Consider the following 24,203-nt stretch of genomic DNA (forward strand, 5'->3'; position numbering starts at 1 on the left):
GAGCACCGGGCGAGGCGGGGAGCCGACCGTTCATCGGTGCTTTCCTCAGGGTGTGAGGACGACCTTCTCGCAGTGGTCCTTTTTGTTCTTGAACAGGTCGTAGCCGGTCGGTGCCTCGGTCAGGGGCAGCCGGTGGGTGATGATCCGGGTGGGGTCGATCTTGCCCTCCTCGATCAGGCCTAGCAGCGGCTTCATGTACTTGTGCACATGGCACTGCCCGGTGCGCAGGGTCAGGGACCTGTTCATCCAGGCACCCGCCGGGAACTTGTCGATCAGTCCGCCGTAGACGCCTATGACCGACACCACGCCGCCGCTGCGGCAGGACAGGATGGCCTGGCGCAGGGCGTGCGGCCGGTCGGTCTCGGAGCGGACCGCCTGCTTGGCGCGGTCGTAGAGGTGGACGTGGGAGGCGCCGTGTGTGGCCTCCATGCCGACCGCGTCGATGCACTTGTCGGGGCCCCGGCCGCCGGTGAGTTCGAGCAGTGCCGACCGTACATCGGTGTCCTCGAAGTTGATGGTGGTGTAGCCCTGGGCGGCGGCCATGTCGAGCCGGTAGGTCTCCTTGTCGATCGCGATGACCTTTTCCGCGCCCAGGACCCGGGCGCTGTCCATGGCGAACTGGCCGACCGGACCGGCGCCCCAGACGGCGACGACGTCGCCTTCCTGGATGTCGCACATGTCGGCGCCCATGTACCCGGTCGGCAGGATGTCGGACAGGAACAGCACCTGCTCGTCGCTGAGGTCCGACTCGATTTTGAGGGCGTTGGCGTCGGCGAGCACCACGCGGGCGTACTCGGCCTGGCCGCCGGCGAAGCCACCGGTGAGGTGGGAGTAGCCGTAGATCCCGGCGGTGGGATGGCCGAAGAACTTCTCCGAGATACCGGCGTTGGGGTTGGTGTTCTCGCAGCACGAGTACAGCTCCGCGCGGCAGGACGCGCAGGCGCCGCAAGCGATGGGGAAGGGCACGACGACCCTGTCTCCGACGCGCAGTTTGCCGTCGCTGATGCCGGAGCCGACCTCGATGACCTCTCCCATGAACTCGTGGCCCATGATGTCGCCCTTTTCCATGGTGGGGACGTAGCCGTCGAGCAGATGAAGGTCGGAGCCGCAGATCGCCGTGGAGGTGATCTTCACGATGGCGTCGCGGTTGTTGAGGATCGACGGATCCGGTACCTCCTGCACCTCGACCGAGTTGCGTCCCGTCCAGCAGTTCGCCTTCATGCCAGGGCCTCCTTCAGTTCTTCCTCGGTCAGCGGTCGGGCCGGGTGCTGCGGGAACTCGCCGCGGGCCCGCTTGCCGCCGGGTGCGCCCTCGGAGCGGACGACCTCGCCGGTCTCCGCGATCTGCTTGAAGCGGCGCAGGTCGTCGTCCAGCTGCTGGTGCGGTTCCTCGCCGAAGTAGCGCGCCGCGGCCTTGCCCAGCGCTCCGCCGGGCAGGTCGTAGTGCAGGGTCACCCGGATCTCCGTGCCCCGGCCGCCAGGGGCGGGCACGAAGCGGACCTCGCCGGAGTTGTCGATGTCGGCACCGTCCACCGAGCGCCAGGCGATCAGCTGGCCGGCAACCTCCTGCGTGGTTTCGGCGTCCCATTCGACCGCCTTGCCGAAGGGCGCGCTGGCCCGCCAGTGACTGGTGCGCGGGCCGGTGACGCGCACCTCCTCCAGGTGCGCCATGAAGTCCGGCAGCCGCTCCAGGTCCCTCCAGAGGGCGTAGACCTCGTCCGGGGGGTGGGCGACGGTGGTGGTCGCGGTCAGTTCCATGGGGGTGCTCCTACGGGTGCGGGTCACGGCCGCGTAGACGTCCGTGGCCGTGATGGCGGTGACCGCGGCGGTCGCGGCAATGGTGCGGCCGAGGCCACGACCGTTGTGGTTCTTCAGGGCCCGGGCCAGCATCGTCAGGTCCATGAGGTCGCCGCCGACGCGGCCCCAGAGCCAGGCCGGATGCGGCCGTCCCAGCAACCCGGTCGCCGCCGCCAGCTCGCGCACACCGACGGCGGTCGTGGCCGAACGGTGCCGGAATTCGCCGTCCACGCCCAAGGCCCGGGCGAAGCCGGCCGGAGCGGCGACCTGGGGCACGCCCAGGAGCGCACTGGCCCAGCCCAGGCCACGCACGAGCGGATCGTGTCGTAGACGGGAGGTGGAGTGGATGTCTGTCTTCATGAGTGCTCCCCACGTGCGGTGAGGTGAACGGAAGGCGGACCACTTGAGTGAGAAGGTCAAGCACGCATAGCGGATAACACGGGAGTTTCCGCGTGGCCCGCACCCAATCCTCAACTTCCGTCGCCGGACACGCGCAGCCGTCCGGTCGCGGCGCGGACGCGCGCCCTGAGCTTGACGAGTGCTTCCTGAAAGACGAAGGCGGTGTCGTCGTCCGCTGCCGCGATGTCGACCACGACGAGTGCTGGCCTCTGCGACGTGTCGGCCCCTGATCGCCTTTACGTCCTGGGCGACGCCGGGGCATCGACGCGGTTCGCCGGCCCTGGATCCTTCACCTGAAAGGGAGCGCTGGAGGGAGCGGGCAAGCGGTCCGAGTTCTTGACTCTGAGGTCAAGAATGGTGCTAGTGTTCTGATCATGGGAAGGCCCAAGCAGTTCGATCCGGATGCCGCCGTCGAGCAGGCAATGGAAGTGTTCTGGCGGAAGGGATATGCCGGAACCACGCCGCAGGACCTCGTCGACGCGCTCGGCATCGGCAAGGGCAGCCTCTACAACACCTTCGACAGCAAGCATGCTCTGTTCGAGCAAGCGCTCCGCCGCTATCGAGACAGTCAGGCCGTTGCTCTGATCGAGATGTTCGAGGGGCCCGGCACGGTCAAGGAGCGCCTGCGCAGGACGCTCGGATTTCTCGCCGAGATGGATCTCGCAGACCCGGACCGTCGGGGCTGCATGGCCGTGAACGCCGCGGCGGAACTCGCCGGGACGGACAAGGCGGCAACCGAACTCGTCCAGCGCATGTTCGCACGGACCGAAGACGCCTTCCGGGCACTGGCGGAAGAAGGTCAGCGGTCGGGAGAGATCGCACCGGAACGCGACCCCGCGGCCCTGGGCAGCCTGCTACTGAACACCGTCGTGGGCTTGCGGCTCTTGGCACGCGTTGCCGAGACTCCTGATCGCCTTCGTCGCGTCATCGACGCAACAGTCGACTCCCTCTGATCCGAACCGCAGCGCTCGCTCGGTCCGGAGCGAGCGCTACCCAAATTTTGTACCTAAAGTTCAAGAACTGGAGGGTCATGGACCTCAACCTCACTGCCAAGACGGCCGTCGTCACCGGTGCCAGCCGGGGGATCGGGCTCGCCACGGTCCGCACTCTCACCGCCGAAGGCGTCAATGTCGTCGGTGCGGCCCGCACCATCACACCTGAGCTGAAGGAAACCGGCGCGCACACAATTGCAGCCGACCTGAGCACTGCCGAAGGCGTCATTACGCTCATGGACAGCGCCCTCATCGAACTGGGGGGCATCGACCTGCTGGTGAACAACGTCGGGGCCGGAGACGACGTAGAGCCTCTGGGCTTCCTCGACACCGACGACCCCCGATGGACCCGCGTCTTCGACCTCAATCTACTCAGTGCCGTTCGCACCACCCGCGCAGCCCTGCCCAGCCTGATCGAACGCAGCGGATCGATCGTCAACGTCTCCTCCATCAACTCCCGGCTGCCCGCAGCCGGCCCGGTCGCCTACAGCGCGGCCAAGGCAGCGCTCACTGCGCTGGGCAAATCACTGGCCGAGGAGTTCGGGCCCCAAGGCGTGCGCGTGAACACCGTCTCCCCCGGAGTGGTCCGCACCTCCATCTGGGAGGATCCCGACGGCTTCGGCGGCAAGGTGGCGGCCGGAGTGGGGGCGGAGCACGCCGCATTTCTTCAGCGGATCCCGGAAGCCTTCGGCATCACCACCGGCCGGATCACCGAACCCGAAGAAGTGGCGGCCTTGATCGTATTCCTTCTCTCTGACGTCGCCGGCAACATCACCGGCACCGATCACGTCATCGACGGCGGCACGGTCAAGACGCTTTGAGCCAGAGAAAACGCCGGAAGCGCCGGACTGATTCCTATGACGGTGAATGACGGTGAGGACGAGGTCACCTCCCCCACCGCCATAGGACATGACACGATAGTGAGGCAGGATCCTCCGGCCAAGCTGTGAGAGAGCCTCAAAATCAAAGCGGTGCACGCCGAACTCATTGGGACGAGTGGGCTCCGACTCGGCTTACCGTCAGGAAGCACTCACCGGGAAGGACAGCCGCCGTGCACATCGCCATCCTCACCTTCGAGGGCTACAACGAGCTCAACTCCCCGATGCGCTCGGTGTACTCAACCGCATGTCGACGTATTCCTGTGACTGCTCCACCGAGTACGGAGATATCTGCACCAGCGTGAGGGCGGGACGGTCGGCGTCATCTCGTGGGCATGGCGGGGGTGGGGAGGTGAACCTCCAGCACGACTGCGGTGCCGGCCACGATCCGGTCCTCGTGCATGTTGATCTGCTGGCCGGTTTGGACATGCGTCCAGTGAGTGGGTGTGAGAGGAACGAGGCGGACGGTAGCCCGGCCGCCAGGCTCCAGAAAGGGCATGTCCTCGACCCAGAGCCCTGCGATGCTCACCGCAACACCCCCGGTCGGCGAGAGGTTCCCGATGTCCCACATGGGTCGCAGAACACCGTGACCGGAGATTGGTGTCCGTCGGGCCTCCGAGGATGAACGAAGCGTCAGATCCGCCCGGATCATTCCGTTTCGGATCTCGGAACACCGCCAGTGGCACCAAGCCACGCTCCGCTCAAGGCCGAGTTGCTCAGCCGCCTCGGCAAGCTGCTCCCAGAACGTCAAGGGCAGCGGTTGCCCGTCTCCGAGCTCCTCCAGCATGTTCAGCGCGATCTGCCATTCGTCGTCGGCGAGATAGTCCCAGACGTCTTGCACCGAGATGTCGTTCTCGGTAGCGACCTCTTCCGGGACGAGGAGGGAAGCCGATGCGAGCAGCTCAGTGACATCCATGCGGTCATTGTCGACCACGTTGTCAGGCTGCGTCGTCCCGCTCTCGTTCGATGGCGGCGAGGCGGTTCTTGAGCCGGTAACTGGGACCGTTGATGGAGATCACTCAGCAGTGGTGGAGGAGGCGGTCGAGGATGGCGGTGGCCAGCACCTCGTCGCCGACCACCTGTCCCCATTCGCTGAAGGTCAGGATGGTCGAGCCCTTTTCGTAGCGCTTGGCCACCCAGGCCCACGGAATCCGCTCGACGGCGTAGGCGGCTATCACCCGGTCATAGGGGACAGTGGGCGCCCATCCCCGGCACCCGACACCCCGGCCCTGCCGACGGTGGATGCCTCGAAACCGCCCGGGAGGCCACGCACGTCATTGCCGGACGTCGACCTCGCCGTGAAGTTGGAACAGCGCCTGAAGGTCTACGACGGGATCGCCAACCGGACCGGACACGAGCACACCACGGCACCGGCAACACCCCGGTACCAACCGAGCACGGCAAACCCCACGGGATACCGGTCCCACCCCCGGGCTGCCACCACAGGACCGCCGGCGAGACCACCAAGAGCTTTCAGGTTCACACCAGCGACGTAGTCGGATACAGACCTACGACCGGAAGTGGCAGCCATGGGCGAGGAGGTGACGGAAGGTAGGGGTAGGCGTCAGAGGTCACCGATGCAGAGGTTCATCTGGCGCACCCCGGTGTTCGCCGCCGGCTGTCGTCGGTGGGTTCAGTCTGAGTACGGCCGACGGGCGCGGACCCATGTCACCACAACCAAAGCTGCGGTGACGTACATGACGACGCTAGCGTTGGCCACGGACTCGACGTACTGCTCGTATCCGTTTGCGCGAAGCTGAAACGTGAGGAATCCCAGCGCCGTTGCCAGCATCGCGATAGCGGCAGACAGGGAACCGAACGGGATTTTCGCCATTGGCCTTCTTCCAAACTGCGAGACGACTGGTCGCCACCGAGTCTACGTACACGCCGTCAACTCCCAAAGGCGGCCGAGGACTACGCGCGGCGTACCCGAAGGTCAGTGCAAGCCGGCACCGGCCTGGCGCCGGCCCTCGGCCGTCCGCTGCCAGGCACCCGCAGCGACCGACCGCGGCGCCGGTGGCAGCGGTCAGGCGACGAGACCGAGCCGCGGACCGCCCCGGTCGTGCAGTCCTCTGAGAAGGTCAGCACGCCTGCATGCCGCCGGCTCAGGGGGCACTCGACCGGGCGAGACCGGCGCCCGGGAACACCTCCATCAACCGACCTATGTGCTCGGCGCTTTCGCGCTGAGCCGCTCGGCGTGGAAATGGATGATCCGCATCGTCCGCGGTCAAGATGGCGGGGTGGAAGTCACCGTAGCGGTCGACGCGTTCGCCCACGAAGTCCTGCCAGGCGCCGGGTCCCTTTTCGAGCCGGCCCTGCCGGTCACCGGGTCTGCCTGCCGTTCGACCTGGGACGGAGCTGCGAGCACGGGCACGCGTCCCGGGCGGGGGACATCCTCACCGCCGCCCGCTACCACGTGCACCTCGACCACGGCCTGCGCCACACCCCGCCCGGCATCAGCGCCGCAGCCACAAGGCCGCCGGCCGTGACCGCCCAAACTCCCCCACCCGGCCGACCCGACGCTGAACCCGTCCAGGACGTACCCGTACGTGCTCTACGACGACATCAGCTGGCAACTGCTGCCGTTGGAGCTGGGGTTCGGCTCCGGACATGCCTGCTGGCGTCGACTGCGCCGTTGGCACATGGCCGGTGTCTTCGACCAGTTGCACCGTCTCCTGCTCGCGGAGCTGCACGCGGCCGACGCCCTGGACTGGACGCGGGCCTGCGTGGATGCCTCCCACATCCGCGCGAAAAAGGGGGCGAGTAGCCACCGGCCCGTCACCGGTCGACCGCGGGAAGACGGGCAGCAAACATCACCTGATCTGCGACGGTAACGGCACCCCGTTCAAGGTCATCACCACCGCGGCCAACGTCAACGACGTCACCCAGATCCTGGCCCTGGTCGACGGCATCCCACCCGTGGCCGGCAAGCCGGGCCGTCCGCGCAAGCGCCCCGACGCCCTTCTGGGCGACAAGGGCTACGACAGCAACCCCAAACGGCGCGAGTTACGCAGGCGGCGAATCTTGCCGGTGATCTCCCGCAAGGGCTCCCCAAACATCAAGGGGCTGGGCAAACTCCGCTACGTCATCGAGCAGACCTTCTCGCTCCTGCACCACTTCAAGCGCCTGGCCGTCCGCTGGGAAAGACGCCTCGACCTGCACGACGCCCTCGTCTCACTTGCCTGCGGCCTGATTTGCTGGAGACGTCTCAAGAAGGTCCGCAGCAGGTCAGAAGGGCGGCGGCTCGGAGCTGAGTGACTCGGTGTAGCCCAGGGACCACCGTCCAGGAACGATCTCGCAGATCGCATCCAAATCGGCGCGTGTCCGGCCCCGGACGTGAAGCCAACTGTGGACGCCCAGGCCGTCTTGGCGCAGCAGCTTGCCGGGGGCAGAGAACCAACGCACGGGAAACTCTTCCGGACCGGTCCACATCGGGTAGTCCGGCAACTGGATCCGCTGAAAGTGTTCGGGCACCGCATCAAGCAGGTCTCCCGGCAGCTCGCAGGCGTTGTACAGCCGTCCCCCGCCGCCGAACAGCGCCTCGCTCAGTACGAGCTCGACGCAGGCCATGGATACCCGGTCCATGAACGGCACCCAGCCGTGCCGCGCCTGGACGAGCACTGGGGGATCGTCTTGGTCAAGGTCGGTAAGGCGCATGCCCCAGAAGGCGCAGCCCTGGTTCTCGCTGCGGAATACGAGGACACCGCCGCACTCGTCATGCACGAACATCTCGTGAGGCGGCAGCAGTGGATCCTGGTTGGCGACCAGGTCGGTCCGGGCTCCGGCGAGCGTATAGAACTCGTGCAGCGCAGTCGGCAGCGAGCAGCCGAGCACCGCCTCCGCCTGCACCAGTTCCGCCCCAGGCGTGCCGTCGTCCTCGGTCAACGGATCACCCCAAGCACCAGCAAAACTGCGGATGAATGCCCAGGTCCGCTCCCGATCGGAAATCCCGCCGTCCAGAGCCTCGGCCACGTCGAAGCTGCCACTCATGCCACGCAAGGTATCCCAAGCCTGAGCCGCAGCACCGAGAAGCCATCGGGCCACCCATGGGAGAGCGACGCTCCAGTAACGGTCGGCAGCTCACCAGAGCGGCCAGCATGGATCCGACGATCGCCATCCCTCGACGATCACTTCCAAGATCGTGATACGAGCTCTAAGAACTCCTAACAGAATGGGTTTCCCTCCGATTCGCCTGTGGTGGGCCAGGCGAGCACGAAGGAAGATCACTACTCTGCATGGGTGCTTTCCTACGATGAGTTGACTTCACCTGAGCGTGAGCTGTGGGACGCGTTCCCCGAGGGGCGAAGGGTGGACCTGCGTACGGGTACGCCGGAGGAGGACCGGGTCGCCGACGGCGGAGGCTGGGGACCCGAGCGGACGGTGCGGGCGGCGGTGATCGCCGCGTTGTTGCTGGGCGCGAACACCGGGCAACCGGGCGCGGTGGCGCGTCTGAGGCTCACAGGGGCACGGATCTCCGGACGCCTGGACCTGGCCGGCGCGCAGATCGCCCATGCCCTCTGGCTGGAGGCATGCTGGTTCGAGGAGGCGGTAAATCTCCTCGGCGCGTCGACGCAGACCCTTGTCTTCACCGACAGTCGGATACCGGGCATCGAGGCCGACTCGGCCCGCATCGAAGGCAACTTCTCCCTGCGGCACTCCGTGGTGGAGGGCGGCGCCCCCACACCCTTCAACCGCTTGAGCACCGCCCTGTCGCTCACCGACGCCCGGGTGAGTGGCGCACTGCTCCTAAACGGGGCCGAGTTGATCGCACCCGACGGGTGGGCCCTGTCGGCCGGTGGCCTGGCCATGGAAGGGGGTGTCTTCTGCCGAAACGGGTTCGTCGCATACGGGGAAGTCCGACTGATGGGGGCGCGGTTGCCGGGCACCCTGGTCATGCAGGGAGCCCGCTTGGAAGGCCCCGGCCCACGCGGCGTGGCCCTCACCCTCGACAACGCCACGGCCTCGTCGCTCAAGTTTTCCGAAGGATTCACTGCAAACGGCACGGTACGGCTGCGCGGCACCCAGGTCAGGGACAACGTGACCTTCGACGGAGCCGTCCTGAACGGCCCGCCCACCGACGACGGAAACGCCCCGGCCCTGATCGCCATGCATCTGCAAGCCGTCGACCTCGATCTCACCCTCGCCCGACCCCCGTCCGGCACCCTCGACCTGCGGGGCGCCCAGGTGTCGTACCTCCACGAGAACGAGCACAGCTGGCCGGACAGGGTGGAGCTGGACGGCTTCGTCTACGGCTCCATCAAGACGGCGGACGCGAACGACGAGCGCCACGAGGCCGTGGGCGACCGGGAGTCCGTATCCCGACGCGTGGCATGGATACGCAGCAGCCCGGGCTACAACCCGCAACCGTACGAGCAGTTGGCGGCCTGGTACCGCAAGGCCGGGCACGACGACGACGCCCGCCGCGTCCTCCTCGCCAAACAACGTCACCGGCGCCGCACACTGTCCCGGGCAGCCCGCGCATGGGGCCATCTCCTCGACATGACCGTCGGCTACGGCTACCGCCCCTGGCTGGCCGGCGTCTGGCTCCTCGCGCTGATCCTGCTGGGCACGGTGGCCTTCAGCACTGCCTCCCCCAACCCGGTCCAACGAGGACAAGGCGCTCCCTTCCAGCCCCTCGTCTACACACTCGACCTCTTGATCCCCATCGGGGGCCTGGGGCAGCGCACGACCTGGTACTGGTCGAACGACAGCCTCCAGTGGCTGGCCTACCTGCTGATCGCCTTCGGCTGGGTACTGACGACCGCCGTCATCGCGGGTGTCAGCCGCACCCTGCAGAAGAACTAGCGGGCAAGAGCTGAGCGCAGGCGTCGCCAACAGATCAGTGCGCAGCCCAGGGTGAGGAACGCTTCGTGGATGTCGTCGCGTATCTCCCAGCGGATCCGAAGGCGGCGGAACCAGTGCAGGTGAGCGAACGCGCGCTCCACGACCCAGCGGTGGGTGCCCAGGCCAGAGCCGTGCTCGGTGCCGCGGCGGGCGAACAGCGGCTTCACGCCAAGATGCCACACCAGCCGACGGTACTTGTCGTGGTCGTAGCCGCGGTCGGCCAGCACCACGTCCGGGCGGTGTCGTGGCCGGCCGCGCTTACCCTGCACTGGTTGCACCGCCTGAAGCAGTGGGATCAGCCGGGTGACGTCGTTACGGTTGCCGCCGGTCAAGGAAGCGGCGAGAGGGATGCCGGTGGCGTCGGTGATCAAGTGGTGCTTGTGACCGTCCTGCCCCGATCGACGGGGCTTCGTCCGGTCTTGGCTCCCCCTTTAACGCCCGGATGTGAGAGCCGTCGACGGCTGCCCGGGAGAAGTCCAGGGCGTTCGCGCTGCGGAGCTTACCGAGGAGGACCCGTGCAGCCGGGCCCACACCCCGGCCTTGGTCCACTCGGCCAGGCGCCGCCAGCAGGTCATGCCTGAGCCGAAGCCGAGCTCTTGCGGCAGGTGTTCCCAGGCGATCCCAGTGTGCAGGACGAACAGGATGCCCTGGACACCATCCGGTCCGGGAGCCGCTTGCGCCCGGGATGCCGGGTTCGACGCTCGACCCTGGGCAGCAGTGGCTCGATCACCGCCCACAGCTCGTCGTCGACATCCCATGGCTTGGGACGCGCCACTCCCCACTCCCAGATCACCAGGATCGGAGAGGTATCCAACCACCTCAGAGATCATTTTGTTAGGAGTTCTAACGGGCGGACGAGTTGGTGATCGTCGCGGTTCTGCCAAACGTATGAGGTATCCGCAGGGTGGGATCTGCCCCGGAGAGCAATGAACATGCTGAGCTGACATAAAGGCGTCGGGCTCAGACTCCCATCCGCACTCCCACATTCGGCCCATCTTAGGTGGCGTGCGACACCACAGCGGGATAAACATGCCCCATGGGCGAGAGCGAAGGGGAGCAAGAGCAGGGAGGGAAACCTACACTTGGTGAGCGCTTCAAAAGCTTGACCGAACGCAATCTGGCGCTGGTCGTAGTTCTCTACGTCAGTAGCGCCGTCACAGCGGTGAGTACTTTTATCACGGCGTATGTCACCGGCGGACACTGGTATCAGCAACACTTCGATTGGCAAGCTGGCGAGTACGCGAAGCTCGCCAAGCTCCACGCTGGATACACCCTCGACAAATTTACAGAGCAGCTGGGACGACCGTCCATCCAGATCGCGATCAACAAGACGAGCCTGGGGAATCTCACCCAGAGTACTTTCCAGCCTCGCGGTGAATACTGGGTTGACGCCGTGACGGATCCGCACAACCGTGTGGTCGCGTACGCTGTCACATCCTGCAACTCGGACTTCAATCCCTCCTTCACTTACTGGGATGACCAACACAATAGAAACACGACGGTTTCATTGAACAAGACGGGATTTTCATCAGCATTTTCATCGATTCGCGATGCAGGTACGGTGAAAGCCAATTACAGCGGATCCATGGGACCGAAGTACTATTTCGCGATCAAGCCATGGAATGCCTATTCCATCAACAGGTCCTACGCTTGGGGGGTCACGAACCTGTGCCCGTGGAGGGCCATCAAGCCGACTCATCGCAGTGACGCCTGGCTAAATTGGTTCAATCGCCAGGTGCAACGTTTCAATACCGGAGGATATGCCCTTACGGTGGCCGGCGAAAAGCTCGACAAGATGGGCCAGGATCTCATGTCCGAGTATGCCGTCAATACTTATGCCGAAACAGCTCCTACCGTTGATTTCAACGTCTATCCTGAGCAGATCGGCGCGAACCCCATGCTGATCCCCCCCAATTTGTCAAAGCTGCCCTGGAACGGTCCCCCCTGAGTGATCGACTCCTCGCGTCGGATCTTAATAGCAGCTACTGAGGTGGAAGGCGTGCCGTCAATGTGAGCCGGTCGCGCGGCGAGGCATCCGTCGATGATGTTGCTGGGGTACTGGATCTGCCGGAGGCCATGCCGTAGCCGACGGATGAGGTGGTCGGAGTACGAGTCAGGGCCGTGTTCCGATGGCCGGATCTGACAGAACCCTGTCATTGCGGACACGGTCCGGTCGGCGGAAGGATCGGGGTATGCCCGCACCGCGCACCGTCGTCATCGCCGCTTTCCCCGGGGTCGAGTTGCTGGAGGTGACCGGCCCGGCGGAGGTCTTCTCCGTCGCCTCCCGCCTGGTGGGAGGCGACGCGCCTGCCTACCGGGTCGAGATCGCCACCACGCAGGCCGGCCCGCTGCCCACCGCCGCCGGGATCAGCCTGGTCGCCGAGCGGTCGCTGGCCGAGGTGAGCCCTGGCGTCGACACCCTCCTCGTGGCCGGCGCCATGGAGAACGTCGACGGCAGGTACCGGGCCGTCACCGATCCTGACGTCGTCGCATGGCTGGCCACGGCGGCCCCGGCCGCACGGCGCGTCGGCGGCGTGTGCGCCGGCGTCCATCTCCTCGCCGAGGCCGGACTCCTCACCGGTCTGCCCGCCACTACCCACTGGCTCACCGCGGACCAACTGGCCGCACACCATCCAGACGTCGCGGTCGATCCCGAGCCCATCTTCATCCGCGCCGGCCGGACGTGGACCTGCGCGGGCGTGACCGCCGCCCTGGACCTCGCGCTCGCCATGGTGGCCGAGGACCACGGCCCGGCCATCGCCCTCGACGCCGCCCGCGCCATGGTCATGTACGTCAAACGCCCGGGCGGGCAGACGCAATTCAGCGTGCCGCTCTCTCTTCAGGCGAACGCCGACGACCGTATCGACGAACTCCGCCGCTGGCTCGACGACCACCTCGCCGAGCGGATCTCGGTCGAGGCCATGGCCGACCGCCTGAACCTGAGCGTGCGCCATTTCGCCCGAGTCTTCCGCGACTGCACCGGCCGCACTCCGGCCGATTACCTGGAGGCGATCCGGGTGGAGGCAGCCCGCCGCCTTCTGGAGGAGTCCGCGCACAGCCTGCCCCACGTCGCCGCCGCCAGCGGACTGGGATCGGTCGAGACTCTGCACCGGGCCTTCCGCCGTCGGCTGGGCGCAACCCCGGCCGAGTACCGCCGCCGGTTTCGGCCCCACGCAGCCGCCCGCTGAACCGCAGACCGCAACAGCGGTCGCGCCCGCACACCCCAATTATTCGTGAAGGAACACCTCCCTTGTCCCGTACCAAGGTCGTCCCGATCCCCGTCCTGGGCCGGCGAGCCGTCAACGCCTATCTCCTGCTCGGCCGGCACCCGATTCTCGTCGACGCCGGAACGCCGGGCAGCGGCCGGCGGATCACCGAGCAGGTCGCCGCCCACGGGGTAGACCCCGAGGACGTCCGCCTCGTCGTCGTCACCCACGGCCACATCGACCACTTCGGCTCCGCCGCCGAACTGCACCGCCTCACCGGCGCCCCGATCGCCGCGCACACCGCTGATCTGGGCCCCTACCGCACCGGCCGGGCCCGCGAACCGTACCTGCCCACCGGACCGATGGGACGGCTCATGGCCCGAAACCCGAAACTCCACGAAAAGGCCGAACCCTTCGAACCCGACATCCTCCTGCGGGGCGAGAGGGGCCTCGCGGACTTCGGTCTGGACGCCCGCATCATCCCCACCCCCGGGCACACCGCAGGCTCCGTCTCCGTCCTCACCGACGACGGCGACCTGGTGGCCGGCGACCTCATCGCCAACTCCTTCATGGGCCTGATCAAGGGCCGCCCCGCCAACCCGCCCTTCCACGACGACCCGCTCGCCAACCTCGGCAGCCTCCGCGCGATGCTCGCCCTCAAGCCCACCCGGCTCCACGTCGGCCACGGCACCCCCCTCGACCCGGTCCGGGCGGACCGCTGGGCGACGGCTGAACAGCGCAGGCTCGCCCGCCTCGCAGCACGGGGAAAGCTACGGGTCAGAACCCTGGAGCCGGACGACGAACCGGCTCGAGGTGCCGAGTGGCCCTAGCCTCGAGCCCAAGGCCGTGCCACAGCTCCCTCACCGTCGTGGGGGCGGCGCTGGCCGGTGGGTATCGGCGTGCAGTCGCACCGTGGCCCGGGTAGCAGGGCCGCCGGCCTCCGGGCGCACGCGCAACGGAACGCGGTCGGCAAAGGAACGGCGGAAGGAGGGAGCCGCAGCGCGTTGGCCCTTCGCAGTGTGCTGTGAAGCGCGTGGAACCCAGAGCTGGGGAAACGTTCCTCGAGTGAAGCGGGGGGGCCGGTTGGGCGAGGGATGGCGTGCGGTGCTTGCGGCACGGTTCGTCGACGCTACAACGCTGCCTGTGAACTTGACCATGCGGTACGCGTACCGGGCGAGCACTCTCGCTTCCCTCTTCACGCTCCTTCCTGCGGCGATGGCTGCGCCGGTGATGGCCGCCCACGCGGCGGCCGTGCCTGATCCGGTCGTCTTCGTACACGGCTGGAACAGCGACGGCTCGACCTGGAACACCATGGCCGAACGCTTCCGCGCCGACGGTTGGCCGACCGGCCGCCTCCACCAGTGGAGCTACCCCACCAACCAGTCCAACGCGACGACCGCCTCCCAGCTGGCGCAAGAGATCGACCGCGTACTGGCTGCCACCGGCGCAGCCAAGGTCGACCTCGTCACCCACTCCATGGGCGGCCTCTCCTCCCGCCACTACCTCAAGTACCTGGCAGGGGACGCCAAAGTCGACGCGTGGGTTTCCTTGGCAGGCCCCAACCACGGCACAGGCGCCGCCTACTTGTGCGGCGGGGCCTCCTGCACCGAGATGCGGCCCGGATCGTCGTTCCTCAACAAGCTCAACGCCGGGGACGAGACGCCCGGAACCACCCGCTACGCCACCTGGCGCTCCTCGTGCGACAGCGTCGTCACCCCCGCCGACACGGTGGCCCTCGCGGGGGCACTCAACACCATGACGTCATGCTTGCAACACAGCGCCCTCCTCACCGATGCGGCCGTCTACCAGGAGGTCAGGAACCATGTCGCACCGGGAGGCAGGTAGGCGGTCATGACACCGGTGCGCGAGGAGACGGGGGCTGCACGCCACAACGCCCCCAGCGAACCCGGTCGGCCCCAGTGCTCTGGTCGTCCCGGCCGCGCGGCCCCGGCTCGCAGCCGGGCCGGCGGGTAAGTCATCGGTAGTGCTCCGATCAATCCTGGCCCGGGCGGCACCCGGCCGGTCAGCCGGCCGCCGTCGTCCGGGCAAGGTCCACCTCGCCTCGACCCCCCGCGGCGACGACACCGCCCTGGCCCGCCCTGCGCCTTCAACCAGCCGGAGCCGACACCCCCGACGATCACACCCCGCCCGGGCGGCTGGGCTGGGCCGGCTGCCAGGGCAGCGGTTCCTGCTGCTGGAACACATCGGACGGACGTCGGGGCAGCCTCGACATCGACCGCCGTCAGAACCCAAGACCCGAAGCGGTGTCGCGTCGAGGTCCGGGGAGGCCGGCCACCCCGGACAGCACTGCGCCCCGTCCCACGGAGGGCGGGGCGCAGCAGGGGGCGGGGTGGTCAGCCGTTGGCGCAGATCGCGTACACCGAGATCCCGACGCTGCTGTACGCGTTCTGACGCCCGAGGGCGATCCAGCCGTGTCCGTCGTCCGTCGGGAACGAGCCGACGAGGATCGCATCGTTGCCCTGCGCCTCCGCGCCGCCGCCGACGGCGACCTTCCCGGCCGGGCAGTACACCGTCCGCCGCTGGAAGTTCGGCACGTTCGCGTTCGGCAGCTTCACCACCTGGTATCCGTCGACCATCGCGGCCGCCGCACGGGCCGCCTCCGGCTTGGCCGGCGCCCGGCTGTCCGACGCCTGCGCCGCCCACCCGACACCTGACACCAGGGCCACCGCCAACGCGCCCGCCCCAAGAGTCTTCAAGCCTCGCATCGTGCTCCTTCACGTCCGGTGATGCCCCGACGACCGGGACCTCATCGCGACCGCCACTCTGCCGGGCACACACCCCCCAGACCGCCGCGTACTGGACCAAACGCCCGGATGTGAGGAACAGAAGGCACCGGAGCTCGATACGCGCCCAACGCCCGCCCCCGGGCGCCCCAGCCACTACCACTACCACCCCCGAGTCGGTCAGCGCAGCGCCCCTGTTCTGCGGTGCTGGTGGCTGCCTGTCGTTGGGCCTGTTCGCGGATGCGGGACTGCCAGCAGGCGCGGATGACGTCGGCCAGGCCCTCGGCGCCGAAGGTGCGCATCGGCCAGGAGCGGCCCCCACGCGGTGCGCACCTGGTCCGCCGTCACATCGCCTTCGAGCGCGATCCCGATTCCGGCCTCTTGCAGGTGCCGTGCGTTGTGCGCCTGCTCGTCGCCCGCCGACGGCGCCAGGGGTACGGACAACGCGGACTTGCCCAGCGCGGTCAGCTCTGCCGGCGTTCCAGCACCGCTGCGAGAGATCACGACATCAGCGAGTGCCGGCACATCCGGCAGCTCCGGGCCGACGAACCCGGCCAGGTCGTATCGGCCCGCCGGCTCAGGCGACAGCCCGGCGCGGTGTCCGGGTAACAGCTCGGCCATGGGCCGGAGTCGGCAGACCGGTGGAGGTTAGGCTCGGAATGCCGGTTTGGCCGGGCCGGGGATAGGGGTGGAAGGTATGCAGCCCTTGGAGGATGACGCGGGGGTCGGCGCGGTACGGGGGGATCTGGCCGATTTCCGTGACGGCACGTTCCACGCCCCGGTTGTGGGTGTGCAGCACGTGATCAACGCCGTGCCGCGTACTCCGGTGTCGTGGCCGCATCAGGTCGGCACGATTCCCCCGCAGGCGGCGTGTTTCCAGGACCGTGCCGAGGTTGCCCGGCTGACTTCAGCACTCGCCGGCGGGGGCGCGGCGGTTGTCACCCAGGCCGCTCCGGCAGGAGTAGTGGTGGGCCTGGGCGGTGTCGGCAAGACCCAGCTCGCCGCACACTACGCCCGCACCGCCTGGCAGGTCGGCGACTTGGATGTGCTGGTGTGGACCACCGCCACGTCTGCCGATGAGATTCGCAGCGGCTACGCGAGAGCCGCTGCCGAGCTACTGGGCACAGACCCCGGCGACACCACCCGGGCCGCAGACCTTTTCCTGGCCTGGTTACAGCCCAAGGCAGGTCAGGGCACGTGCCGGTGGCTCGTCGTCCTGGACGACCTGAATGTTCCCCACGACCTGAACGGCCTGTGGCCGCCTCCCAGTCCCACCGGCCGGACCTTGATCACCACCCGTCGCCAGGACGCGGCCCTGACCACAGGCCGCCACCTCATCCCGGTCGGCGTTTTCACCCCGGCCGAGTCCCTCGCCTATCTCACCAGTGCCCTGCCCGCCCACATGGAGCAGCCCGACCGGCTTGCCGCCCTCGCCGATGACCTCGGACACCTGCCGCTGGCCTTGTCCCAGGCCGCCGCCTATCTCACGGACACCGGCGTCACCCCGGCCGACTACCGACAGATGCTTGCCGACCGGACCACCGCGTTGCGCGCGCCCGACGCTCTGCCTGACGGGCAGCAGTTGGCGGTGGCCACGACCTGGTCCGTGTCCATCGAGCGTGCCGACGAGCTGGCACCGGCCGGGCTGGCGCGCCCTCTCCTCCAGCTCGCCGCCTTCATGGATGCCAACGGCATTCCAGCCACGGTCCTGACCAGTCCGCCCGCCCGCGTCTACTTGGCCCGTCACCGCACCCGCCCCGATGTTCCCGCACCGGAGCCCGCCCGCCCGCCGAGCGTCGTGACACAAGACCAGGAAGAAGTGCCGGAGCGCGATGTCCTCACCGCCCTGAGCGCCCTTCGCCGACTCAGCCTCATCCAGCACACCCCCACCACCCCCCAAGCCGCGGTCCGCGTCCACCAGCTCGTCCAGCGCGCCACACGCGACGCCCTCACACCGGACCAGCACGACCAGACCGCCCGCATCGCGGCCGACGCCCTCCTCGCCAGCTGGCCCGAGATCGAGCGCGACACCGGACTGGGACAGGCTCTTCGCGCCAACAGTGACGCGCTCGCCGCCCACGCTGCGGACGCCCTGTACCGGCTCGATGCGCACCAGGTGCTGTTTCGAACCGGTACCAGCCTCGGCGAAGCCGGCCACGTCACGGGCGCGATCGCCTACTGGCAGAATCTGCTCGCTGCGGCCAAACGTCACTGGGGGCCGGACCATCCGGACACGTTGCGCACACGAGGGCGTGTGCTGCGGTGGCAGGCGGCCGCAGGAGACCGGTCCGGAGCCGCTGGCGCGTACGCGGTTCTACTCCGGGACATGACATGCGCATTAGGAGCCGATCACCCCGATACCCTGCGCACTCATGGAGCCCTCGTCTGGTGGCAGGGCTGGGCGGGAGACATGAGCGGCGCCGCGAGGGCCAGTGCTGCGCTGCTCCAGGACATGATCAGAGTGCTGGGGGCCGACCACCCCGACACCTTGCGCACCCATGCCACGCTGGCCTGGTGGCGCGGCCAGACAGGAGACCCTGCCGGCGCCGCGGCCACCTACACCGAGGTACTCGGCGGGCGACTGCGCATACTGGGACCGGATCACCCCGACACTCTGCGGACCCGCAGTTACCTCGCGTGGTGGCAAGGCTGGGCAGGGGACCCCGAAGGCTCCGCAGCGGCCAGCGCCGCGCTGCTTCGGGACATGACGAGAGTGCTGGGCCCCGACCACCCCGACAGTCTCCGTACCCGAAACAACCTGCACTTCATGGAAGGGAAGGCAGGAAACACAGACGATGCCGTGCGGGGTTTCGAACGACTGTTGCCCGACTTGGCAAGGGTGCTCGGAACCGACCATCCCGACACCGTTGCTGCTCGGGGCGACCTGGCCTGCTTCCAAATGCGTTGAGGAGCTGGGCCCGCCAAGGCCCGTCGTCGGGCCGGCCTGTGTGTGTCGTCGGGCATGGGACAGTGACGTGAGCACGGAGCACTGATGGGACTTCCTGGATTCGGCCAGAGCTGCTCTTCCTCCTCGGTTGATCTGGTTTTGAAGGGTGTGGGGAGATCGGGGAGTACGAGCCATGAGGGGCCGCCGGCCGTGAGGTCGGCGGCCTCTTGGGAATTGGTGCAGTGGGTGGTGGTCAGCCGTTCCGGGACGAGTCGGTGTCCGCCGTCGTGGCGTTGAGGGCGGCTGGGTCGAAGCCGGCCTCGCTCAGGACGTCGGCGGCCACTCCGCGGCCGACCTGGGCAAGGCCGATCAGCAGGTCGTCGCAGTCGATGTGCTCGGAGCCGTTCTGCTTCGACCGTGCCTCCGCGATGGCGATGGCTTTGCGGGAGTAGGGCGTCCATGCGATGCGTTCGGCTGCTTGGGAGGCGCCCATGCTCAGCCGCGTGCCGACGGACCTGTGGACCGTCTCCGGTGAGACGCCGGCGGACCGCAGGAGCTGGGTGGCGCTGTTGTCCTGTTCGGTCAGTCCCCAGAGCAGGTGCTCAGTGCCGATGTAGTTGTCGCGGTGCTGCACTGCTGCCTGTTTGACCTTTCGAAGATGCCGCCGCCGTGCTGTTCGAGGTGCAACCGGCCCATTGACGTGTCGTTACGGTCACGGGAGTTCAGGCGTAGGCATCGTCAATGACGACTCGTCGCACTGTGCGCAGCGACGCCTGGAGACTGTCCAGATCGGTCGAGCCGAGAGCTAGGCGGAGCGCCTGTGGTGTGTGCTTGGAGGTGGTGAAGGGCTCTGCGGTGCTTACCGAGATGTGCTCACGCGCGAGGGTGGCGGTCAGGCGATCGGCACGTGCGTCGTCGGGCAGCGTCAGCCATGTGAAGTAGGACGAGGGGTGGCTGATCAGTGACAGGCCTGCCAGTTCCTGTCCGGCGAGTGCTTGGCGGGCCTTGGCGTCGTCTCGTTTCTGCGCTTCCAAGTGCTCCACCGTGCCATCCTCGAGCCAGCGGCAGGCGATCGCGGTGGTGAGGGCCGGGGTGTTCCAGGTGGTCGCCCTGATCGCGCGTTCGAGCGACGGCACCCTGGACGGTGGGGCGACGACGAAGCCGACCCGGAGGCCGGTGGCGATGCTCTTGGACAGTCCCGAGACGTAGACGGTGATGTCCGGTGCACTGGCAGCCAGCGGCGGTGGGGGATCCTCGACCAGGTAGGCGTAGGCGGCGTCTTCGATGATGAGCGAACCGTGCTGCCGAGCGATCTCGATCAGACGGGTGCGGTCAGTTGCCGGCATGACCCACCCCAGAGGGTTGTGCAAGGTCGGCATGGTGTAGATCGCGCGCACAGGGCGGGTCGCGCACAGCTTCTCGAGGGCGTCGAGATCCGGCCCGTCGGTGGTTGTGGGTATGGGCTCCAGGTCGAGATGAAAGGCGTGCGCGAGCACCTTGAAACCCGGGTATGTGAGGGCGTCGACCGCGACGACGTCGCCGGCGTTGAGTGCGGCCATGACGGTGATGGCCAGGCCGTGCTGCGCACCGTTGACGATGAGGATCTGGTCCGCGTCCGGAGTGATTCCCCGACGCCTCAGGTGCCGTGCGATCGAGGCCCTGTCCTGGGGACGCCCTCGATGAGGTTGGTAGCGCAGCAGCGAGTCGAGTTCGCCGGAGGTGGCCACCTCTCGCAGTGCCTGTCGTAGGAGGTCGGCTTGGCCGGGCAGCGACGGATAGTTGAAGTTCAGGTCGACCGCGTCTGTAGCGACGACTTGCTGATCGATGCCGTGACCGGCGGGAACCGCGATGTCACGTACGAACGTGCCGCGGCCCTGTTCCCGGCTCACCAGGCCCAGCGCTTCCAGCTCGGCGTACACCCGGGTCGCGGTCACCACGGCGATGCCCTCGCGTGCGGCGAGCCCGCGGTGGGTCGGCAACCGCACGCCTGCGGCGAGCCGGCCTGCCTTGATGTCGGATGCGAGTGCGTCGACCAGGAGTTTGTACCGCGAGGCTGCCACGCACCGAATTGTATCCATGACAATTCTTTGACTGTCCTGTACGTGTGCTCTTACCGTCAGGACCCACTCACCGGGAAGGACAGCCGCCGTGCACATCGCCATCCTCACCTTCGAGGGCTACAACGAACTCGACTCCCTGATCGCGCTCGGTGTCCTCAACCGCATCAAGACCGACGACTGGCGCGTCACCATCTCCACCCCCAGCCCCAAGGTGACCTCGATGAACGGGGTCGTCATCGAACAGATGTCCACCCTTGAGGAGGCGTGCGCCGCCGACGCCGTCATCGTCGGCAGTGGCATCGCCACCCGCGAGGTCGTCGAAGACCGGGCGATCATGAACACCTTGCGCGGCCTGGACCCTTCGCGCCAACTGATCGCGGCGCAGTGCTCCGGTGCGCTCGTGCTGGCCAAGCTCGGCCTGCTCGACGGCATCCCCGCCTGCACCGACCTGACCACCAAGCCCTGGGTCGTCGCCGCCGGCGTCGAGGTGCTCAACCAGCCTTTCTACGCGAGGGACAACATCGCCACCGCCGGCGGCTGCCTCGCCTCGCACTACCTCGCCGCCTGGATCATCGCCCGCCTCGAGGGCAACGACGCCGCCGAGAGCGCACTGCACTATGTCGCCCCGGTCGGTGAAAAGGAGGAATACATCGAGCGCGCGTGGCGCAACATCACCCCCTACCTGCCCGCCCCCGCACCGGCACTCGCCTGAAACGACCAGTGGCAAGCAGCGGCAGCTCTGCCAGCGATGCCGCACCAGGGTGAGGACGAGTTAGGGGGCGGGCACGAGGGCGGCAGCGTTCGAATCGTTCATGAGCTGTGGCAGCACCGGCTGCCGGTGCTCAGTGGTGGTACGCGGCTGTCGCGATCTCGGCGAAGGACCGGATCAACGGGTTGGCGTCACCTTCGTTCCACACCGCCACCACTCGGCTCGGCGCCATGTCGACCAACGGCACCACGGTCAGCTCCGCGGGCAGGTCGTGTCCGAGCGGGGCCAGGCCGACCGTGCCGTTCCACAGCACGGCCTGAAGGCATTCCTGGACGGCGCGCACCACGGGGCCCTCGCGCGGCCTGCCGCCGTTCCAGTACGACTGCCAACTGGGGTCGGTTCCCTGCGGGAACTGAAACCAGCGGCGGTCGCTCAGCTCTGCCAGCCGCAACCGTTCGCAGCGGGCCAGCGGATCATCGGCGCGCAGAACCACGCCGACCGGATCTGCGCGCAGCGTACGCACCGTCAGGGCGGTCTCGTCGAAAGGCGCTCGGGTCAAGGCGACGTCGACCAGTCCGGCACGCAACCCGCACGTCGGGTCGGTCAGATCGGTGTCGCGGATGCGGATGTCGATGCCGGGATGGCGCCGACGGTAGGCGTCGGCCAGCCTGGTCACCCCCGGGTCGGTGCCGTCGCCCAGGAGGCCGACGGTGAGGGTCGTGGCGCCGGCCGCGGCGCACACGCGTACACGGACGCGGTCGGCATGGTCGAGCAGCGCCCGCGCCTCGTCGAGCAGCACCGTGCCCACCGGTGTGAGCGCGACACCGGCAGGCGAGCGGGTGAACAGCAGGGCCCCGACTTCGGCCTCCAACTGCTTGATCGCCCGGCTCAGCGGGGGCTGGCTCATGTGCAGTCGGGTGGCGGCCCGGCCGAAGTGAAGTTCCTCGGCGACCGCCACGAAGTAGCGCAAGGTCCGTAGCTCCACGCTGCAACGATACCCGTCAGGTATCGGCACCGCGGGATAGGTCTTGGACACTGACAAGGCCCGGGCGGTGCACTCGTGAGCATGACCGAAGAAGCCAAGACCACCCCTTCCGACCGGCGGGGCCGCGGCGCCGTTCGCCTTTCGGTGTCCGGGCCCCTCGGGCGACGGGCCGGGCCCTCTCCAGGGTTCTTCCGGCAATCGACGCAATCGACTGGGCCCCGCGAACCGGTGGCCCATGAACGCGAACTATGAACATCGCCTATTGGATCGTCGCGGGACTTCTCGCCCTCTTCTACTTCTACGCGGGCGCGATGAAGGCGGTCCGCAGCGGCGATCAACTCCGACCGATGATGGCCTGGGTCGACCGCGTACCAATGCCCGTCGTCAGGACGCTGGGTGCGGTCGAAATGCTCGGCGCGACCGGACTGATCCTGCCGCCGCTTACCGGCATCGCTGCCTCGCTGGCGCCGGCCGCGGCCACCGGCTTCCTGCTCCTTCAGATCTGTGCGGTCGCCGTCCACCTGACCGGCGACGACCGCCGGATCACACTCAACCTCGGGCTCATGGCCACCGCCGCCGCGACCATCTGGCTGGCCAGCGGGCTGTGATCGAGCACCGTTCACGACCGGTGGATGCGCCTGCCGGCAAACCAATGAAGACGACGAAAGGGAAAAAGTAGGATAGTGTCCACCGTTTTGGATCTTCTCGACCCCGGCGCCCTCATGGATCCTCATCCGATCTGCCGGGAATGGCACGGCCAGGGGCCGGTGATCTGGGACTCCACCATCGAAGCGTGGCTGGTGTCCCGGACTGCTTTCGGTCCCGGCGGGCGTCCGCGGCGGTCGGCCTGCGACCCATGAACGGTGCGGCCACGCCGTACGGGGCCCTTCGGCGGACCGGCCTCGTACGGCGCACAGTGGGCGGGACAGCCCGCTCAGTTCCTGGTCAGCCGGTGTAGGTGGCCGCCAGTACACCCCACGTGCTCGGACCCACGATCCCGTCGGCATCGAGGCGGTACTGCTTCTGGAAGACGCGCACGTAGTAGTCAGTCCGGGCACCGAACAGCCCGTCGACGAAACCAGACTTCTCCGACTCGGCCACGACATACCTGACCAGCACAACCTGGATGGCCCTGACGCAAACCCCCGAGTCGCCGCGGGCAAAGTTACGGGCCGGGATCTCATTGCCGTTCGGGGCGATGCGGCTGCCCACCTGGGCGATGCAGGTGTCGAAGTTGTACTCGGTCGCGTCGGCCGACGGAGTGGCCACCAGCAGCGCGGCCGAGGCGAGGGCCAGGGCGGCGGTGGCCTTCAGCGGGCGGTACGGACGACGTATGGACATGTGATCCCCCATGCACAGTAGTAGAGTTGAAGCGAATGCCATTCATGATCACATAAGAAGGTTCCCTGCGGGAGCTGAGGTAGACAGCCGTGGCTCGTCACCCAAGGTGATCGGTCAGAGCCAAGGACGAAGAACGCCCTCGCTTCTTCAGGCGCGGCGGCCGGCAACTCGCGTGGAACTCCAACTGCCGCTCGCCGACGAGCGCCGCCGCCATGCCTCGGGCATTGCGCAGCACCCGCACTCGATCAAGCAGGTCTTGGCACAGCCGGCCCAGCGCCACAACGGATGGCTCCCCCTGCTCGGACGGCATGACCTAATCTGTCGGAGGCGATGTGACAAGGGGGAACCGTGCAACCACTTGT

At 67.7% G+C, this 24,203-nt stretch carries 23 protein-coding genes and 4 pseudogenes; 12 read left to right on the forward strand and 15 right to left on the reverse strand.

From position 1 onward, the window contains the following. Nucleotides 1-45: 45 nt before the first annotated feature. From JK361_RS29875 to JK361_RS41515, 3 genes are all read right to left on the reverse strand, one after another. Nucleotides 46-1,221 carry a zinc-dependent alcohol dehydrogenase gene (locus JK361_RS29875; RefSeq protein ID WP_201824008.1) on the reverse strand — a complete coding sequence of 392 codons (1,176 nt, stop codon included), beginning with the start codon at nucleotides 1,219-1,221 and terminating at the stop codon, nucleotides 46-48. Continuing rightward, on the reverse strand, nucleotides 1,218-2,156 hold the full coding sequence (locus JK361_RS29880; RefSeq protein ID WP_201824010.1) for an SRPBCC family protein: 939 nt from the start codon (nucleotides 2,154-2,156) through the stop codon (nucleotides 1,218-1,220). The genes JK361_RS29875 and JK361_RS29880 overlap by 4 nt, the downstream gene beginning before the upstream one ends. Nucleotides 2,157-2,266: 110 nt before the next feature. Then, a complete protein-coding gene (locus JK361_RS41515; RefSeq protein ID WP_307787347.1) occupies nucleotides 2,267-2,389 on the reverse strand; it encodes a hypothetical protein in 123 nt (40 codons plus the stop codon). A gap of 180 nt (nucleotides 2,390-2,569) precedes the next feature. Between JK361_RS41515 and JK361_RS29885 the strand changes: the two genes are divergently transcribed. Beyond that, nucleotides 2,570-3,148 (forward strand): TetR/AcrR family transcriptional regulator, encoded by a 579-nt coding sequence (locus tag JK361_RS29885; protein WP_201824012.1) that lies wholly within the window; start codon nucleotides 2,570-2,572, stop codon nucleotides 3,146-3,148. A 77-nt stretch (nucleotides 3,149-3,225) separates the two neighbouring features. Further along, nucleotides 3,226-4,008: an oxidoreductase gene (locus JK361_RS29890; RefSeq protein WP_201824014.1), complete on the forward strand. Its 783-nt coding sequence runs from the start codon at nucleotides 3,226-3,228 to the stop codon at nucleotides 4,006-4,008. Nucleotides 4,009-4,387: 379 nt separating this feature from the next. Here JK361_RS29890 and JK361_RS29895 read toward each other — a convergent pair whose 3' ends face one another. The 3 genes and pseudogenes from JK361_RS29895 to JK361_RS42175 form a co-directional block, all read right to left on the reverse strand. Next, nucleotides 4,388-4,981: a hypothetical protein gene (locus JK361_RS29895; protein ID WP_201824016.1), complete on the reverse strand. Its 594-nt coding sequence runs from the start codon at nucleotides 4,979-4,981 to the stop codon at nucleotides 4,388-4,390. Between the two features lie 22 nt (nucleotides 4,982-5,003). Next, nucleotides 5,004-5,195 (reverse strand): annotated as a pseudogene (locus tag JK361_RS42430) (ATP-binding protein); the annotation flags it as partial. Between the two features lie 503 nt (nucleotides 5,196-5,698). Continuing rightward, nucleotides 5,699-5,899, reverse strand: coding sequence for an SCO3870 family protein (locus JK361_RS42175; RefSeq protein WP_222996131.1), 201 nt, complete (start codon nucleotides 5,897-5,899; stop codon nucleotides 5,699-5,701). 715 nt (nucleotides 5,900-6,614) lie between these two features. On the opposite strand from JK361_RS42175, the gene JK361_RS42685 reads away from it, so the two are divergent. Next, complete coding sequence (locus tag JK361_RS42685) at nucleotides 6,615-6,899, forward strand: hypothetical protein (protein ID WP_372448753.1); 285 nt, start codon at nucleotides 6,615-6,617, stop codon at nucleotides 6,897-6,899. Beyond that, a complete protein-coding gene (locus JK361_RS29905) occupies nucleotides 6,796-7,323 on the forward strand; it encodes an IS5 family transposase (protein WP_201824018.1) in 528 nt (175 codons plus the stop codon). Before JK361_RS42685 ends, JK361_RS29905 begins: the two co-directional genes overlap by 104 nt. Here the strand turns inward: JK361_RS29905 and JK361_RS29910 are convergent. Further along, nucleotides 7,294-8,055, reverse strand: a complete 762-nt coding sequence (locus JK361_RS29910) for an SMI1/KNR4 family protein (RefSeq protein WP_201824020.1) — start codon at nucleotides 8,053-8,055, stop codon at nucleotides 7,294-7,296. The two genes, JK361_RS29905 and JK361_RS29910, sit on opposite strands and share 30 nt — an antisense overlap. Nucleotides 8,056-8,304: 249 nt before the next feature. Between JK361_RS29910 and JK361_RS29915 the strand changes: the two genes are divergently transcribed. After that, on the forward strand, nucleotides 8,305-9,870 hold the full coding sequence (locus tag JK361_RS29915; protein ID WP_201824022.1) for an oxidoreductase: 1,566 nt from the start codon (nucleotides 8,305-8,307) through the stop codon (nucleotides 9,868-9,870). Here the strand turns inward: JK361_RS29915 and JK361_RS29920 are convergent. After that, a pseudogene (locus tag JK361_RS29920) lies at nucleotides 9,867-10,684 on the reverse strand (IS5 family transposase). The gene JK361_RS29915 and the pseudogene JK361_RS29920 sit on opposite strands and share 4 nt — an antisense overlap. 261 nt (nucleotides 10,685-10,945) lie before the next feature. On the opposite strand from JK361_RS29920, the gene JK361_RS29925 reads away from it, so the two are divergent. The 4 genes from JK361_RS29925 to JK361_RS29940 all read left to right on the forward strand — a co-directional run bounded on the left by JK361_RS29925 (nucleotide 10,946) and on the right by JK361_RS29940 (nucleotide 14,960). Beyond that, nucleotides 10,946-11,857 (forward strand): ETEC_3214 domain-containing protein, encoded by a 912-nt coding sequence (locus JK361_RS29925; protein WP_201824024.1) that lies wholly within the window; start codon nucleotides 10,946-10,948, stop codon nucleotides 11,855-11,857. A gap of 244 nt (nucleotides 11,858-12,101) precedes the next feature. Next, nucleotides 12,102-13,097 carry a GlxA family transcriptional regulator gene (locus JK361_RS29930; protein WP_201824026.1) on the forward strand — a complete coding sequence of 332 codons (996 nt, stop codon included), beginning with the start codon at nucleotides 12,102-12,104 and terminating at the stop codon, nucleotides 13,095-13,097. Nucleotides 13,098-13,159: 62 nt separating this feature from the next. Then, complete coding sequence (locus tag JK361_RS29935; RefSeq protein WP_201824028.1) at nucleotides 13,160-13,945, forward strand: MBL fold metallo-hydrolase; 786 nt, start codon at nucleotides 13,160-13,162, stop codon at nucleotides 13,943-13,945. Between the two features lie 325 nt (nucleotides 13,946-14,270). After that, complete coding sequence (locus tag JK361_RS29940; protein WP_201824310.1) at nucleotides 14,271-14,960, forward strand: esterase/lipase family protein; 690 nt, start codon at nucleotides 14,271-14,273, stop codon at nucleotides 14,958-14,960. A 509-nt stretch (nucleotides 14,961-15,469) separates the two neighbouring features. Here JK361_RS29940 and JK361_RS29945 read toward each other — a convergent pair. Next, entirely contained in the window at nucleotides 15,470-15,841 is a 372-nt protein-coding gene (locus tag JK361_RS29945; protein WP_201824030.1) for a hypothetical protein, read from the reverse strand. Between the two features lie 198 nt (nucleotides 15,842-16,039). Continuing rightward, nucleotides 16,040-16,453: pseudogene (locus JK361_RS41525) on the reverse strand (glycosyltransferase); the annotation flags it as partial. Between the two features lie 112 nt (nucleotides 16,454-16,565). On the opposite strand from JK361_RS41525, the gene JK361_RS29955 reads away from it, so the two are divergent. Then, entirely contained in the window at nucleotides 16,566-18,767 is a 2,202-nt protein-coding gene (locus tag JK361_RS29955) for a tetratricopeptide repeat-containing protein (protein WP_201824040.1), read from the forward strand. A 232-nt stretch (nucleotides 18,768-18,999) separates the two neighbouring features. Here JK361_RS29955 and JK361_RS42435 read toward each other — a convergent pair. Continuing rightward, nucleotides 19,000-19,395 (reverse strand): annotated as a pseudogene (locus JK361_RS42435) (Clp protease N-terminal domain-containing protein); the annotation flags it as partial. Nucleotides 19,396-19,468: 73 nt separating this feature from the next. Then, nucleotides 19,469-20,806 (reverse strand): aminotransferase-like domain-containing protein, encoded by a 1,338-nt coding sequence (locus JK361_RS29965; RefSeq protein WP_201824041.1) that lies wholly within the window; start codon nucleotides 20,804-20,806, stop codon nucleotides 19,469-19,471. An 88-nt stretch (nucleotides 20,807-20,894) separates the two neighbouring features. On the opposite strand from JK361_RS29965, the gene JK361_RS29970 reads away from it, so the two are divergent. After that, nucleotides 20,895-21,518: a DJ-1/PfpI family protein gene (locus tag JK361_RS29970; protein ID WP_201824048.1), complete on the forward strand. Its 624-nt coding sequence runs from the start codon at nucleotides 20,895-20,897 to the stop codon at nucleotides 21,516-21,518. Nucleotides 21,519-21,648: 130 nt separating this feature from the next. Here JK361_RS29970 and JK361_RS29975 read toward each other — a convergent pair whose 3' ends face one another. Then, nucleotides 21,649-22,500, reverse strand: a complete 852-nt coding sequence (locus tag JK361_RS29975; protein ID WP_307787349.1) for a LysR family transcriptional regulator — start codon at nucleotides 22,498-22,500, stop codon at nucleotides 21,649-21,651. A 248-nt stretch (nucleotides 22,501-22,748) separates the two neighbouring features. On the opposite strand from JK361_RS29975, the gene JK361_RS29980 reads away from it, so the two are divergent. Then, on the forward strand, nucleotides 22,749-23,108 hold the full coding sequence (locus tag JK361_RS29980) for a DoxX family protein (RefSeq protein WP_201824050.1): 360 nt from the start codon (nucleotides 22,749-22,751) through the stop codon (nucleotides 23,106-23,108). A 337-nt stretch (nucleotides 23,109-23,445) separates the two neighbouring features. Here JK361_RS29980 and JK361_RS29985 read toward each other — a convergent pair whose 3' ends face one another. Both JK361_RS29985 and JK361_RS29990 read right to left on the reverse strand, forming a co-directional pair. Beyond that, nucleotides 23,446-23,841, reverse strand: a complete 396-nt coding sequence (locus JK361_RS29985; RefSeq protein WP_201824052.1) for a peptidoglycan-binding domain-containing protein — start codon at nucleotides 23,839-23,841, stop codon at nucleotides 23,446-23,448. Between the two features lie 97 nt (nucleotides 23,842-23,938). After that, a complete protein-coding gene (locus JK361_RS29990; RefSeq protein ID WP_201824054.1) occupies nucleotides 23,939-24,151 on the reverse strand; it encodes a hypothetical protein in 213 nt (70 codons plus the stop codon). Nucleotides 24,152-24,203 lie beyond the last annotated feature (52 nt).

The organism is Streptomyces musisoli (assembly GCF_016741855.1).
GTDB classification, from domain to species: Bacteria; Actinomycetota; Actinomycetes; order Streptomycetales; family Streptomycetaceae; genus Streptomyces; species Streptomyces musisoli.

Excerpts from the sequence above, each read along its gene's own strand:
- JK361_RS29875 (WP_201824008.1), bottom strand. The coding sequence starts at position 1,221 with ATGAAGGCGAACTGCTGGACGGGACGCAACTCGGTCGAGGTGCAGGAG.
- JK361_RS29880 (WP_201824010.1), bottom strand. The coding sequence starts at position 2,156 with ATGAAGACAGACATCCACTCCACCTCCCGTCTACGACACGATCCGCTC.
- JK361_RS29885 (WP_201824012.1), top strand. The coding sequence starts at position 2,570 with ATGGGAAGGCCCAAGCAGTTCGATCCGGATGCCGCCGTCGAGCAGGCA.
- JK361_RS29890 (WP_201824014.1), top strand. The coding sequence starts at position 3,226 with ATGGACCTCAACCTCACTGCCAAGACGGCCGTCGTCACCGGTGCCAGC.
- JK361_RS29895 (WP_201824016.1), bottom strand. The coding sequence starts at position 4,981 with ATGGATGTCACTGAGCTGCTCGCATCGGCTTCCCTCCTCGTCCCGGAA.
- JK361_RS42175 (WP_222996131.1), bottom strand. The coding sequence starts at position 5,899 with ATGGCGAAAATCCCGTTCGGTTCCCTGTCTGCCGCTATCGCGATGCTG.
- JK361_RS29905 (WP_201824018.1), top strand. The coding sequence starts at position 6,796 with ATGCCTCCCACATCCGCGCGAAAAAGGGGGCGAGTAGCCACCGGCCCG.
- JK361_RS29910 (WP_201824020.1), bottom strand. The coding sequence starts at position 8,055 with ATGAGTGGCAGCTTCGACGTGGCCGAGGCTCTGGACGGCGGGATTTCC.
- JK361_RS29925 (WP_201824024.1), top strand. The coding sequence starts at position 10,946 with ATGGGCGAGAGCGAAGGGGAGCAAGAGCAGGGAGGGAAACCTACACTT.
- JK361_RS29930 (WP_201824026.1), top strand. The coding sequence starts at position 12,102 with ATGCCCGCACCGCGCACCGTCGTCATCGCCGCTTTCCCCGGGGTCGAG.
- JK361_RS29940 (WP_201824310.1), top strand. The coding sequence starts at position 14,271 with ATGCGGTACGCGTACCGGGCGAGCACTCTCGCTTCCCTCTTCACGCTC.
- JK361_RS29945 (WP_201824030.1), bottom strand. The coding sequence starts at position 15,841 with ATGCGAGGCTTGAAGACTCTTGGGGCGGGCGCGTTGGCGGTGGCCCTG.
- JK361_RS29980 (WP_201824050.1), top strand. The coding sequence starts at position 22,749 with ATGAACATCGCCTATTGGATCGTCGCGGGACTTCTCGCCCTCTTCTAC.
- JK361_RS29985 (WP_201824052.1), bottom strand. The coding sequence starts at position 23,841 with ATGTCCATACGTCGTCCGTACCGCCCGCTGAAGGCCACCGCCGCCCTG.
- JK361_RS29990 (WP_201824054.1), bottom strand. The coding sequence starts at position 24,151 with ATGCCGTCCGAGCAGGGGGAGCCATCCGTTGTGGCGCTGGGCCGGCTG.